Annotated in this window: 15 protein-coding genes; 10 read left to right on the top strand and 5 right to left on the bottom strand. The window is 31.9% G+C overall.

Features of this window, described 5'->3' with window-relative positions; translation table 11 throughout:
• Positions 1-205 precede the first annotated feature (205 nt).
• On the top strand, positions 206-1,636 hold the full coding sequence (locus ACQVV1_RS02590) for an ABC transporter permease (RefSeq protein WP_431168575.1): 1,431 nt from the start codon (positions 206-208) through the stop codon (positions 1,634-1,636).
• A gap of 11 nt (positions 1,637-1,647) precedes the next feature.
• Complete coding sequence (locus ACQVV1_RS02585; RefSeq protein WP_242253093.1) at positions 1,648-2,325, top strand: ABC transporter ATP-binding protein; 678 nt, start codon at positions 1,648-1,650, stop codon at positions 2,323-2,325.
• A gap of 295 nt (positions 2,326-2,620) precedes the next feature.
• Here ACQVV1_RS02585 and ACQVV1_RS02580 read toward each other — a convergent pair whose 3' ends face one another.
• The 4 genes from ACQVV1_RS02580 to ACQVV1_RS02565 all read right to left on the bottom strand — a co-directional run bounded on the left by ACQVV1_RS02580 (position 2,621) and on the right by ACQVV1_RS02565 (position 5,992).
• Positions 2,621-2,803 carry a hypothetical protein gene (locus ACQVV1_RS02580; protein ID WP_048560893.1) on the bottom strand — a complete coding sequence of 61 codons (183 nt, stop codon included), beginning with the start codon at positions 2,801-2,803 and terminating at the stop codon, positions 2,621-2,623.
• A 201-nt stretch (positions 2,804-3,004) separates the two neighbouring features.
• Positions 3,005-3,541, bottom strand: coding sequence for a DinB family protein (locus ACQVV1_RS02575; protein WP_242253545.1), 537 nt, complete (start codon positions 3,539-3,541; stop codon positions 3,005-3,007).
• 320 nt (positions 3,542-3,861) lie between these two features.
• Positions 3,862-5,334: a sensor histidine kinase gene (locus ACQVV1_RS02570; protein WP_242253543.1), complete on the bottom strand. Its 1,473-nt coding sequence runs from the start codon at positions 5,332-5,334 to the stop codon at positions 3,862-3,864.
• A complete protein-coding gene (locus ACQVV1_RS02565) occupies positions 5,327-5,992 on the bottom strand; it encodes a response regulator transcription factor (RefSeq protein WP_242253542.1) in 666 nt (221 codons plus the stop codon). Before ACQVV1_RS02565 ends, ACQVV1_RS02570 begins: the two co-directional genes overlap by 8 nt.
• A gap of 497 nt (positions 5,993-6,489) precedes the next feature.
• On the opposite strand from ACQVV1_RS02565, the gene ACQVV1_RS02560 reads away from it, so the two are divergent.
• From ACQVV1_RS02560 to ACQVV1_RS02525, 8 genes are all read left to right on the top strand, one after another.
• Entirely contained in the window at positions 6,490-7,164 is a 675-nt protein-coding gene (locus ACQVV1_RS02560) for an HAD family hydrolase (RefSeq protein WP_242253539.1), read from the top strand.
• 173 nt (positions 7,165-7,337) lie between these two features.
• Positions 7,338-7,709, top strand: coding sequence for a DUF4180 domain-containing protein (locus ACQVV1_RS02555; RefSeq protein WP_242253537.1), 372 nt, complete (start codon positions 7,338-7,340; stop codon positions 7,707-7,709).
• A gap of 105 nt (positions 7,710-7,814) precedes the next feature.
• Positions 7,815-8,318 carry a MepB family protein gene (locus ACQVV1_RS02550; RefSeq protein WP_431168572.1) on the top strand — a complete coding sequence of 168 codons (504 nt, stop codon included), beginning with the start codon at positions 7,815-7,817 and terminating at the stop codon, positions 8,316-8,318.
• Positions 8,319-8,456: 138 nt separating this feature from the next.
• Positions 8,457-9,224: an arylamine N-acetyltransferase family protein gene (locus ACQVV1_RS02545; protein WP_309260225.1), complete on the top strand. Its 768-nt coding sequence runs from the start codon at positions 8,457-8,459 to the stop codon at positions 9,222-9,224.
• Between the two features lie 153 nt (positions 9,225-9,377).
• The gene (locus ACQVV1_RS02540) at positions 9,378-10,031 is read left to right on the top strand and encodes a YdeI/OmpD-associated family protein (RefSeq protein ID WP_242253529.1); all 654 of its coding nucleotides are present in this window, start codon (positions 9,378-9,380) and stop codon (positions 10,029-10,031) included.
• Positions 10,032-10,142: 111 nt separating this feature from the next.
• Positions 10,143-11,258: an NAD(P)/FAD-dependent oxidoreductase gene (locus tag ACQVV1_RS02535; RefSeq protein WP_242253528.1), complete on the top strand. Its 1,116-nt coding sequence runs from the start codon at positions 10,143-10,145 to the stop codon at positions 11,256-11,258.
• A gap of 217 nt (positions 11,259-11,475) precedes the next feature.
• Positions 11,476-11,925 carry an NUDIX hydrolase gene (locus tag ACQVV1_RS02530; RefSeq protein WP_309260222.1) on the top strand — a complete coding sequence of 150 codons (450 nt, stop codon included), beginning with the start codon at positions 11,476-11,478 and terminating at the stop codon, positions 11,923-11,925.
• A 450-nt stretch (positions 11,926-12,375) separates the two neighbouring features.
• On the top strand, positions 12,376-13,038 hold the full coding sequence (locus ACQVV1_RS02525) for a protein kinase family protein (RefSeq protein ID WP_242253523.1): 663 nt from the start codon (positions 12,376-12,378) through the stop codon (positions 13,036-13,038).
• Between the two features lie 392 nt (positions 13,039-13,430).
• Here ACQVV1_RS02525 and ACQVV1_RS02520 read toward each other — a convergent pair whose 3' ends face one another.
• Positions 13,431-13,688, bottom strand: coding sequence for a hypothetical protein (locus ACQVV1_RS02520; protein WP_242253519.1), 258 nt, complete (start codon positions 13,686-13,688; stop codon positions 13,431-13,433).
• Positions 13,689-13,760 lie beyond the last annotated feature (72 nt).

Genomic DNA, 13,760 nt, shown 5'->3' with positions numbered 1-13,760 from the left:
TGATAAATTTGCATATTAAATTGACTAACTCCTTACCAATATTCAACAACGACTGCGTTTTTGAATTTGTGTTCTAGTTTTTCTTGAACAGGTAAATGAATAACTACACATAAACTCCTTATATCTCTAGTTAAACTACCGATTAGCTCCATATAAACTCTAGATAACCTATATAGAATACAAGATATCAAGGAGGTAAGAAAAAATGAATTTTATGAAACGAGCAATTCTCAGTATGAAAAAAAGGATAGGAACATCATTAATTTTGATGGCAGTTTTTCTGATTGTTACAAATTTGGTTCTTTCAGGTTTCACAATCCAAAATGCGTCAAAAAAAGCAGCGGATGCTGCAAGAAAAAAACTTGGTGCAGATGTTACTTTAGGTCTTGATTTCGACAAATTAGGTCAAAAAGCTAAGGAAACTGGAGAAATGCCAAATCCGCCGCAGCTCGATACACAAGAAACAGATCAATTAGCGAAGTCCAAGTATGTAAAAGACTATAATTACATAGCTAACACTTTCGGTATTTCTGATGGACTTAAACTAGTAGGAGCTTCAGAAGGAGAAGAAGAAGGAAAAGGTAAAGCGGGAATGGCGGCTGTGCGAGGCGGTTCAAGCTCTGGTACAGAAATAGATATGAATGCTTCTTTTATGATTGAGGGGGTCCGCAAGACTGCATTACAAGAAAGCTTTAAAAACGGAAAAAGTAAAATCATTGATGGAAAACCAATTACAGAGCAAATGAAGGATCAGAATGTAGCTTTAATGGAAAAACGATTAGCGGAATTAAACAATTTGAAAGTAGGAGACAAAGCTAAAGTGCAATCAGGGGATAAGAAGGAAACCCTTGAGGTTAAAATTATCGGTATTTACGAAACAAATGAGCAAGCAATGGGTCAACAGGCTCCTCCTATTATGGATCCAGCTAATAAACTATATATGCCGCATTCAACTATGAAAAAATTAGAAGTAGACCAAGGTATAAGTAGTGTTCAAGTCGTGTATTTCTTGAATGATCCACAATATATTGATGCATTTAAAAAAGAAGCAAAAAAATCTAATATTGATTTTAATTATTATAAATTAGATGCACATGATTCATTGTACAAGCAAATGATTGGTCCTATCGAAAATATCTCTTCGACTTCTCAAATGATTATTTATATTGTATCGATTGCAGGTGCGATTATTTTAGGATTAATCATTATGCTATCAATTAAAGGACGTCGTAAAGAAATGGGAATTCTATTGTCCATTGGAGAGAAAAAGTGGAAACTGATGGCACAGTTCGTAGTAGAAGTAGTATGTGTCGCTATTTTAGCATTTGGATTATCCGTAACAACAGGAGCTAAAGTTTCTCAATATATCGGGGATAATTTACTTTCGAATGAAATTGCTACTGCAAGCGAAGAAACAGATACCTCGCAACATGGTACTGTAATGATGGCTGGACCTGGTGGTACTCTACAAAATCAAAAAGAAGATCCAATTGATAAAATTGATGTAAGTGTAACAGGAGAAGATGTAGGGAAAATGGGTGGAATTGGACTAGCTATTGCTATAATAGCAACGCTTCTTCCATCATTATCCATTCTACGTTTAAACCCAAAACAAATTCTTTTAAAAGATGAATGAGGAGGCTCGATATGGAGACGATTTTACAGTTTAAAAATTTGGATTATTATTATGAAAGTAATGGAAAAAATGTAGCGATACTAGATAATGTTAACTTTTCTTTTCAAAAAGGGCATTTCTACACGATTTTAGGACCATCTGGATCTGGTAAAACCACAACTCTGAGCTTAGGTTGTGGACTGGATGTCCCTAAAAATGGTCATGTACTGTATAATGGCAAAGATATTAGAAAAATTGGTTTGGATCGATACCGTAATCAAAATGTATCTGTAATTTTCCAATCTTATAACTTAATTACCTATATGACCGCTCTTCAAAACGTCTTAACAGCAATGGAAATTACAGGTGTTAAAGTGCAAAATAAAACAGCAAGAGCATTAGAATTATTAGAGAGGGTAGGACTCACAGAACTTGAAGCGAAACGAAACGTATTGCAACTAAGCGGTGGACAACAACAGCGTGTAGCAATTGCTCGAGCACTATCTTGTAATGTTGATTTACTGATTGCGGATGAGCCGACAGGAAACCTCGACGAGGAAACTGCAATGGATATAATAGAACTGTTTCAAGAACTTGCACATAAAGAGAATAAATGCATTATTGTTGTGACGCACTCACAAGAGGTTGCTAAAAAATCAGATCGTGCAGTATATTTAAGTAAGAAGAAGTTGGTCGTAAATGAAATCTAATATAAACATCGTAGCTGTTCAATTCACATAATTTTCAAGATATATCCCTTTCAAAAACTTATATTTAATTTATAATAAAATCAAGCCATAACCAAAATGGTCTCCCTGTACTGAATGTTAAAATAGTTTGTTGTTCCCGTTTTAATAATATTCGAAAAAGAACTTGTAGGATATTCTACAAGTTCTTTTTATTATAATTGGTTACCTATATCATGGGATAATCACACATAAAAAACGAGACAATACCTAGATATATAATCTAAATGCTGTCCCGTTTAACTGTTTATCTGTGTAGTTATTGCAGAATTAAACCTACAATCATAATTAAACTAAATACTATTATCCAACCAAACGCACAATAGCCAAAAATTCTAATCCATTTAGGTAATTGATTCATGTTAATTTTATTTGAGGGAACTCCCTGCATGAAAAACATCATTTTTTGATCTCTATCTCTATTATTTTGTTGTTCATACATAATATCATCACCTTTCCAGAACTATTGTGTTTATACTATATCAGCCTAAAGAAAATTATGTACAGAATAAAAAGGGATAGCATATATATTATGTGGTGAATTTTGTAAATAAATGCATTTAATTGCCATGATTCTAAGCGCTAATCCGCTATAAATACTGAAAAAGAGTCCTACATAAATAGGATTCTTTTTCTTTAAATATTAACTTACTGGATATGCATCAGAACCAAGGTAACGTTCTTTTATAATTTGAAGATGATGAAGCTCATGACCAGCAATGATGTATGCTAATGCACGAACTGTAACTTCAGAATTATTCGCATTTCCTCTTTGTGACCAAGCTTCTTTATCTAAGCTTCTAAGTAAATACAGGGTAGATTGGCGAACAACTATTAAATTCTCAAGAAGATCTTGCATAGATTGCTTATCAAAAGCAGCTCTAAGAACATACATATCATCATTATAGCCTAGAAGTTCTGCTGTCTCGCCTCGAGCGATAGATAGCAATCGATATGCCATAATACGTTCTGTATCTGCTATATGACCGATTATTTCTTTTATACTCCATTTAGTAGGAGCATACCGGAAAAGTCCCTCACTATCAGAAATTCCCTTTAATAAAAGATTCGTTTCCTTCATTTGTTGTTCTAGAATATGTATGATATTTCCGTCTGATACCAAGTTGGTATACGCTGCATAATAGGAGTTATATTCACTTACTTGTGGTCTTATTTGCATACGAATCATCCTTTATGTTTAATCTTTACATATAGCTTATCATAAAAGAATTCCAAATTAATCTGAAAAATGGAGGCAAATATTCATTTTTCATCCTCCTTTTCAGTTTCATAGATGAAATGCAGCTCAAATAAGAGAATCTAATTTGCTGCTAAGCGGAATTTCGTTTTTTTGCTTTTATAGTAGAAGGTAAATATTTAAGTTGAATACAGTTTGTCAATACTTATGACAATCGCCATTTAAGAAGCAGCATATGTCATTAAATGAAAAACCTGTTAATAAGTTTATACTTACTACAAAAACAAACAAACTCGTCTTATTTAAAGGAGAGTTTGTTTGTTTTTATGTTTAGATAATGGAATCCTCATGCAAAATTGCACACTATGTTCCATATTTTTTATTGAAAACTTTATATCTAGCGTTTTAAGAATTTGTTTAACAATATATAGCCCCAAACCACTTCCTCCAGTATTTCGATTTCTTGATTTTTCAATTCGATAAAATGGTTTGAAAATTTGTTGTAAATCTTCATCTTTAATATTGACACCTGTATTTATAATTTGTATTTCGATTTGATCTTGTTTAGAATTCTCGCTTAACTTTATATAGACTTTTTCATTATGTGGTGAATACATAACCGCATTATGGATAATATTTTTACATGCTTTTTCTAAAAGAGCACAATCTGTATAAATAGAAAGGTCAGAATCAATTTCTTTTATTATTTCGATGCTTTTTTGAGCAGCAAAAAATTCGAGATCTTTTGTGATTGTACCTATTAACTTTGAAGGAGTAACTTCCTCTACTTTTAGTTTGAAGGTGTGTTGTTCTAATTTCGATACGCTTAAAATTTCACGAACTAATTGTTCCATACTTTCAATAATTTGATGATTTTTCTTTAAATATTGATCGCGATTTTGATAAGGGCCAATATTGTATATCATCCCTTCTAAGTATCCTTTCATTACAGTAAGAGGGGACTTTAATTCATGTGCTACAATCGCAAAAAACTCTCTGCGTTTTGTTTCTATTTCTCTTTCTTTTTCAATATCATTTTTTAATTGTTCATTTGCTTTTTTTAAATCAAACATAGCTTGTTGTAAGTTAATAGACATGTCATTCAAACTATTAGATAATTCTCCTAACTCATCTGTAGAGCGAACCTCAATTTTTTCGGAGAAATCTAAATTTGCCATCTTTTGTGCACCTTCATTAATATAAATAAGTGGCTTTGTAATAAACCTAGAATAAAAATAAGCACTCCCTATACCAATAACGAGCACAATAATACTAATATAAGGGAGAAAGCGCACTAAAACCTGTGAAGCTTCATCAATCGGTTGAAATGTAGCAAACACTACAAGAGTTAAACTACCATCTTGGAATTGAATTGGTTTCGTAACGTTATATGAATTGCTAAGGGTACTTGCATTCTCGAATCGTGTGGCTTTAGTAACTACTGTTTTTTGCTTACCACTTTGAATAAAAGAAAATGAAGGAGAGTAAATAATTATTCCTTCTTTATTTTGAAGCGAAAGCATTGCATTATTTTTTTGGGCGTATTCATCAAAAAGTGGTATCGCATCTTGAAACGTAAGATTTTTAGATTTATCAATTATTTCGTTTATCCCTGTTTGAAGTTGATCTGTTTTATATTGCTCATAAAACGTAGGAAGAAAGAAGTATAAAGTTAAATAAATCAATACTGCAAAAGATAATAAAATGAGAGATGTAGTCATAAAGAGTTTATAAGTAATTTGCTTCATCTTCATGAGTTTCACAATACTATACATCAATTTTATAACCAATACCCTTTATTGTTTTAATATAAGGGATAGCTAATTTTTTGCGTAGATTTTTAATATGTGTATCAATTATTCGTGTTTCTCCAAAATAATCGTACCCCCAAACCTTCTCTACGATATTTTCTCTTGTAAGTACTTTTCTCTCATTTTGAAATAGTAGTTGTAGAATTTCAAACTCTTTTGTTGTTAATATAATTTCAACGTCATTTACATATACTCTATATGCATCCACATCGATACGCACTTCTTTAAATATCAAATGATTATTTTCATTTTTATAATAACTTCTTCTAAGTACAGCTTCGACTCGTCTAATCAAAACATGAAATGAAAAGGGTTTTGTTATATAATCATCGATCCCAAGATCGAATCCTTTCATTTGATCTTCTTCTTCTTCCAACGCAGTTAGCATAATAATTGGTACGTTTGACTGACTTCGAATCATTTTAGAAACTTCAAATCCATTAAGATTGGGCATCATGACATCTAGAAGAATTAAATCAAAGGATTGCTTATTAAATTGTGTCATACCTTCTAGTCCATCTGAAGCGACTACCACTGTATAATGCTGCGTCATTAAAAATTGTTTAATTAATTCCTGAATTTCTTGATCATCCTCTACCACGAGAATATGATAGTTTTTCATAATATCACCTCTGGTAGTCATTATAGCCGTACTATCTGGAGTTTATGTGGAGATACAATAGGAACTTCATAGGACGTTTAACGTATTAGCTTCATTTTCAAGAATGTGTATTCTCCAAAAAAGTATTATTAGCCATATTCCTTTTTTATAAAAAAATAATTGTATGCTTGAAAAAACTTATCGTATGAAAAGATGTACGATTAAAATTTACGAAAAGCTAATGTATAATAATGTAAATTGCATATAATTTCTTAAAATTTGTGAAAATATACTTTTGCTTCTTTACCAGAAGCGGGAAAGGAATTTCAATATAGAAGAAGCTACCGTAATACTAGAGTGTGTGGCACAAATTTTGGATTTCTTTTATCTTGTTTCTGTTTAATCGTTAATCACTACATAACAATGCTCTTGCAAAACCAAAAGTTTAAAGGTACGAACTTAGAGAGATTTACATAATGACAGAAAGGTTGTGAAATGATTTTTGGGGTTATAAAGCTGTGCTGTTTGATTTAGATGATACGTTACTTGATAGGGATAAGGCAGTAGATAAATTGTTTTTATTTGTTTTAGAGAAGTGTTATGAGGATGTTAATGATGTAGTCAAAAACAACATGTTACGGAAATTCAAAGAATACGATAAAAGAGCATACGGCATTGCTAATAAAACGACAGTTTTGGAGTCTTTATTTGATGAATTTCCACCGAAATATCGATTGCCACAGGATAATATTCAAGATTTTTGGAATAATAATTTCCCTAAATGTTTTTCTATAAACAAAAATACTATTAATTTCTTAAATAGTATCAAGATGCATATTAAAGTTGGTATTATTACAAATGGTTCAACTCAGAGGCAAAAAGCTAAAATATTTAACACGAATTTAAATAGATATTTTGAAACAATCATTATTTCTGAAGAAGCGGGATGCAGTAAACCTGACAAACGTATTTTTGAATTAGCATTAAATGAGCTTAATATGGAACCAGAAGATGTGCTCTTTGTTGGAGATGACTTAGAAAAGGATATCGGTGGTTGTCAAAATGCGAATATAAAGGGAGTATGGTTTAACCCTCAGAGAATTAAGAATACTACCGAAATAAAACCGTATGCCGGAATTAGTACTTTTGATAGTTTATTATGTTATTGTGGAGACATAAATTTTCAAAAATAGTTAATAGATAGATTACCCTTAATTTTATTGACCGTATAATAAGTTTAAAAATAATATGCATTAACAACAACATAGGGAGAATATTAACCTAGGGCAAATCATTTATGTGTATTCATGAAGAGTTGTAAAGCATGTTTTTATATAAGCCTTAAGCATTATAGAGGAGTGAGAATATGGAAATACAGAAAGTAGTAATCGACGGGATAAATATTGGGATCATAAGAAACGATAAGGTACTAATATCCGATGTTCAATCTGCATTGGATCTTATGGCGACGGTTCAATACGAGGTAGATGCGAAGTATATTATTATCAACAAGTCATTAATAAGTGAAAGTTTCTTTGATCTAAAAACACGTCTTGCAGGCGATATTCTTCAAAAGTTTATAAATTACAGAGTAAAGATTGCTATCATTGGAGATTTCTCTATTTACACTAGTAAAAGCTTAAAAGACTTTATTTATGAATGTAATAAAGGGAATGACATTTTTTACTTAGCAACTGAACAACAAGCAATTGAAAAACTAAGTACATTAAAACAATAATAATATCCCAGTAAAATCTCCCTCTTTTTCACATCGCTTATTATTTACAACATATAAGAACTGATGTTTGTGGTAAACTAAGAAATGAATAAAGGGGGAGTTTTTTTGAACAATTATAATGATACGATTCGAAATTTAAACAATATAGTTTACAAACCTAATAATTTAATGATAACGAATCTAAAAGAAGAAAAGCAAAACACAGAATATGCAGGATGTTTATTTTACTTAAATAACAAAACCATTCGTTTTAGAAAATCAAAAATTACTCCTAATAAAATTGGTCAATTTGTTTCTTTTTGGGAGAAAGATGACAATATGCAAAATCAAGCGTTTCCTTATGACGCTGCTCCTGACTTATTAGTTATCACTTGTATAGATGATAATAAACTAGGACAATTTATTTTCCCTAAAGAGATTCTTCTTAAGGAAAAAATCTTGAGAACACAAAATCAAAAAGGCAAGATGGCTATGAGGATTTATCCGATCTGGGATACCCCTGTTAGCAATCAAGCTAAAAAGAGCCAAATGTGGCAGCTTCAGTATTTTGTTGATTTAAGCGATCATAATAATTTACCCATAGACAAACTATTAAATTTGTATTCGTAGCTTCTTATCTTAAGTAATCTTGTGGGTTAGACTTTTTGTACCGGTACAGTTAAACGAAATGTACATTGTTTCAGTACCCCATCAAAATTACAATCAGCATATACTATTTTAACTTATATATTTTAAGGGGTGCTGACTATGACAAATCTACAACATAAGCTTTTTACAAGATTGAATCTTGCAAACCGTAGTGAAGTGAAGATTGAAGAATTAAATACAATTCTCTTTGCTTTTGCACATGCTATACCATTTGAGAATTTAGATGTTATAGCAAGTAACACGAATACAATTACTATGGAAAATTTACAGGATAAAATTTTAACTAGTTCCCGCGGCGGGCTTTGTTATGAGTTAAATACTCTTTTTTACTACTTTTTAAAAGATTGTGGTTATGATGTACAACTCGCATTAGGTACCGTATATAAAAATGATATAAACGCTTGGGCACTTGAGGATGGACATATAACGATTATTCTAAATTATGATAACGTACGATACTTAATTGATGTAGGTATTGCTTCATTAGTACCTCTAGTCCCTGTACCTTTTAGTGGTGAGTCAGTTTCTTCTAAAAATGGTACGTATCGAGTGAGACGAAAAGATACAAGTAAAGGAAATTGCGTTCTAGAAAGAAAAGATACGAACGGAGAGTGGAAAGTTTGTCATGCTTTTTATAATCATATGATTGATGAGGCAGTAGTAAATGATGTTCAAAAAAGAGTAATAGAAGATGAGAAATCTATTTTCAATAAAGGGCCCATTGCAGTCAAATTGACGGAATCTGGTCATGTCTCTTTAACAAATACTAGTTTAACTGAAATAATTGATGGTGAAAAAGCGAAACGTGAAATTACAGAAGATCAATATAGAGAGCTTTTATATACTTTATTTGCTATTGAGTTATGATAAAACAAATAGCTAGCCGGTTCTTATGAAGAATCGGCTATTTTATTTTAATTTAAAACAACTATTAAAGTTTGATTTTCTTAATAGATATAATACACTAGAACAGTATGAAAAAGTATAAACAATGAATTTTGAATGTAAAGGAAGATTTTTATGTCAATTATTGATAAATTGAAACTTAATAAGTATACGAATATGGTTGTTATTAATGAACCAAGTGATTACGAAGTTTTTACAGGAAAAGAGACTGTATTTTCAAAAGAACACGATGCCATTTTTATTTTTGTAGAAACACTTGATGAAATGGTAAAACAAACGAATTATATTATTAGTAATGAAGAATTACTAATTGAAAAAGGATACATATTCTTCGCATATCCGAAAAAAGGTAATTCTCGCTACAGTACGTTTATTCACCGTGATGAGATGTTTCCAGCATTAAATGTTGGAGAAGATGGATATGTGGGAGAAAGCGATATTAAATTTGCGCGAATGGTAAGTATGGATGACATCTTTACTGTTGTAGGTTTAAAGCGTGAGAAGAAAAAAGCGACGAAAACGCCTGCAATGAGCCAATGTGTAGCTGATTATGCAGATCGAATTCAAGATGTTGAAGCTTTATTAGCTAATCACCCAAATGAACTTAAGTTTTATCAAAGTTTAACACCTGGATACAAAAAAGATTGGGCACGTAATCTGTTTTCTGTAAAACAAGAAAAAACACGTAAAAAACGTTTTGAAAAGATGATTGAGGTTCTATCACAAGGCTATAAAACAATTGATTTATTCCGGAAAAAGAAAAAATAACATTAGGAAAGTCACAATGATCGATGAGTACATTGAAAAAAGTATTCCTTCCATTACACTAAGAAATGTTCTTATATTTATATAATTAGTAAAAGAGAAAAGGTGTTTGAAATGAAATCGTATATTGTAGTTGGAGCTGGAATTTTAGGAGCATCTAGTGCTTATCATCTTGCTAAGGCTGGCGCAAACGTTACTATCGTGGATCGTCAACAAGTAGGTCAAGCAACGGATGCAGCAGCTGGTATTGTCTGTCCATGGCTTTCGCAACGTCGTAATAAAGCATGGTATAAAATCGTTAAAGGCGGTGCACGTTACTATTCTTCGTTAATTCAGCAATTAGAAGAAGACGGTGAAACGGACACAGGTTACAACCGTGTAGGTGCAATTAGTTTACATACTGATGAGAAAAAACTAGATCAGATGGAAGAGCGAGCTTATAAACGCCGTGAAGATGCACCAGAGATTGGTGAAATTACGCGTTTATCAGCTGAAGAAACGAAAAAATTATTCCCGGCATTATCAGAAGAATATAGTTCTGTTCATATTAGTGGTGCTGCACGAGTAAATGGAAGATTATTACGCAACGCGTTAATAAGCGCTGCGAAAAAACATGGTGCAACTTTTATAAAAGGCGATGCAGTATTAGTCCGTGAAGGTAATCATATTACGGGAGTTAAAGTAAACGATGCAACAATTTTAGCAGAAAAGGTTATTGTAACTGCAGGTGCATGGGCGAACGAAATCTTAAACCCTTTAGGAATTAACTTCTTAGTTACGTTCCAAAAAGGACAAATTGTTCACCTGCAAATGGAAAATACAGCAACAGAAAATATGCCAGTTGTTATGCCGCCAAATGATCAATACATTTTAACATTTGACAATGGCCATGTCGTAATTGGTGCAACACATGAGAATGATACTGGTTTCGATCACCGTGTAACGGCTGGTGGTTTAAATGAAGTTTTCCATAAAGCCTTAACAGTTGCACCTGGATTAGAAAATGCTACAATGCTTGAAACGAGAGTTGGATTCAGACCATTTACGCCAGGATTCTTACCTGTTATTGGTCCGCTCCCTAATTTTGAAGGTATTCTCGTTGCGAACGGATTAGGTGCTTCAGGTTTAACTGCAGGTCCATATTTAGGGTCTGAACTTGCTAAATTAGCACTGGGACAACTAATGGAATTAGATTTAAATGATTATGACGTTGCTGGTGCAATTGAATAATATGGGGTACTGCTAACATTTAGAAAAAACCATGCTAAGCGAATTCGATAGGAAACAAGCAGGGTTTTCCTCCGTTAAGAGTAAGCCTGTTTATGAAAAATAAAATTCTTTAAAAATAGAGGGCCGCCACCATAAACCTGCATTATTAATGTAGAATTGTGATGTCGGCTCTTTATTCATATTTATTTAAAGCTTATTTTCGAGAGGAGATTAAGTAATGAGAGCACCATATCAAGTATTAATATTTCCTTATATAAAAACTGACGATTCTATTCAATATGCGATTTTCAACCGAAGTGATTATGGTTATTGGCAAGGGATAGCCGGTGGTGGAGAAGACGATGAGATTCCTATTGAATCAGCAAAACGGGAAGCGTTTGAAGAAGCTGGTATTACAAGAGAATGTCCATATATACAATTAGATTCTGTTTCTTCACTACCAGTAGAGGATGTAGTTGGAGGATTCCTTTGGGGAGATGAGGTTTATGTAATAAAAGAATTTTCTTTTGGAGTTAAAGTCCCTACAAAAAACATCTCATTATCTAAAGAACACTTAAATTATAAATGGTTATGCTTTGAGGAAGCAGTAACACTTTTGAAATGGGATAGCAACAAAACAGCATTGTGGGAATTAAACAAAAGACTATTAAAACAATTAAAGTGTTAGCTAACAAAGATATGAGTGGGACAAGAATTGAGCAATTTAAAAAATTTTCTACAATTCATATGTAGCAAGGCTTTTATTTTTCGTAGCGTCTTTTTTTAACCAAATTGTGATTAAATCCATTTATTTGTTCATCTAAGCGTACGCAATTGTTAGGTTATGCTTATACGATGAACAAATATGGATTTGGCATAGGCAATGACCAAGAGAACTTGCACTAAGAAAAGCCCTATACAGTTTCCTCTGAAAAAATGAAAATAGTTAGAAATATTTTTATGTTGTACGGTTTTTGGCTATGAATAGCGGAATACATATTAAGTATTCAACAGTTCAAATGAAACGAGTCATTTTTTATTTTAAGAAGAAAGATGACTCGTTTTATGCTAAAATTCGCTTAGTGTATATTTTCGTTAAAATGTGGGTAAGTCCCCTTTTAGCAAAACCGGAGTGGAAATGATGAGTATAAATAGTTTTGTGGGATTAATAAAGGACGAATTATTAAAAGAGGTAAGCATAAGAAGCGAGGATGAATTCGAGCCTGTAGTAGTTAATAATATTCCTAGACTTTGGAAGTGTTTAGGGATAGGTAATTATGCCGCAGTATTCATGCACAGAGAATACAAAGATTGGGTAGTGAAAGTTTACGCGCGAGAAGGAGAAGGAATTGAAAAGGAGTCAGAAGTATACCGCAGAATCGGAAATCACCCTTCTTATTCGAAGCTTATTTATAAAGGAGAAAATTTCATAGTATTGAAACGTTTAAAAGAAATTACCTTATACGATGCTATTCATAAGGGAATTAAAATTCCTAAGCAGGTGATCCTTGATATAAATAAAGCTTTAGAGTATGCAAGAAAACAAGGACTAACTCCTTGTGATGTTCACGGGAAAAATGTGATGATGGAAAAAGGAAGGGGATATGTAGTCGATGTATCTGATTTCTTAAAAACAAAAGAAGATAGTAAGTGGATAGACTTAGAAAAGGCATATTTTACATTTTATTTGCCTTTCATTTATAAATTGCCTTTCCCTGTTAAAATACCGTATTTTATGTTAAACGTTGTTAGACGTTCGTATAGAAAATATAAGGAAGTTAAAAAGAAATTCAAATTGTAAAAGGATCACATACTTATAAGTGAACCACTAGTAAACAAAAGGACTGTACATATTAGATATATCTAATATGTACAGTCCTAATCTTTTTTATGTATACATATTTTTGTTAGTTATATCACTATCAATTCTAAAACGAAATATTTTGAATAAATGAAACTGTCGAAATAAGTGTTGATACGGAACCAGCAGTTAATAACATTACTATTTTTCGTCCATTCTGTTCTTTTGAAGGTTTTATAAGTTCTGTAATCAACACAATCCATAATATTATAGAAACTATAAAAATAATATTTATAGACATATGCAACACATCCCTTCGTGTTTTTACATAAACATTGCTTTTTTTATAAAATAATAGCAGTCTAATATGAAAATATGTACAACATTACAAATCAATATTCTCCTGTTAAACCACCTTTTTTAAATAGAAATACGACTGATAAAACGATAACAACAGCCTTCAAACTGCCCCAATATGGATAAATAGCATGATCTGTTAGATTAGCATGTTGAAAAATGTTCTCTAAACCAAAAATCCCAATAATGACTGCTAAAAGAAAAGCGGCTTTTCCAATAGTTGTATTACGATAGAGGGTAAATAAATATAGTGCAAATATAAGTGGTAAGATGATTTGTAGTAAAAGTGTCATAAGTAGACCCCTAGTTTATTTATAATTATATTATATACAAAATTGTAATAAAAAGGAATTCGACTTATTTGA

This window comes from Bacillus basilensis (genome assembly GCF_050630465.1).
Classification (GTDB): domain Bacteria; phylum Bacillota; class Bacilli; order Bacillales; family Bacillaceae_G; genus Bacillus_A; species Bacillus_A basilensis.
Note: the sequence above shows the minus strand (reverse complement) of the source record. Positions and strands in the feature narration are given on the sequence as shown.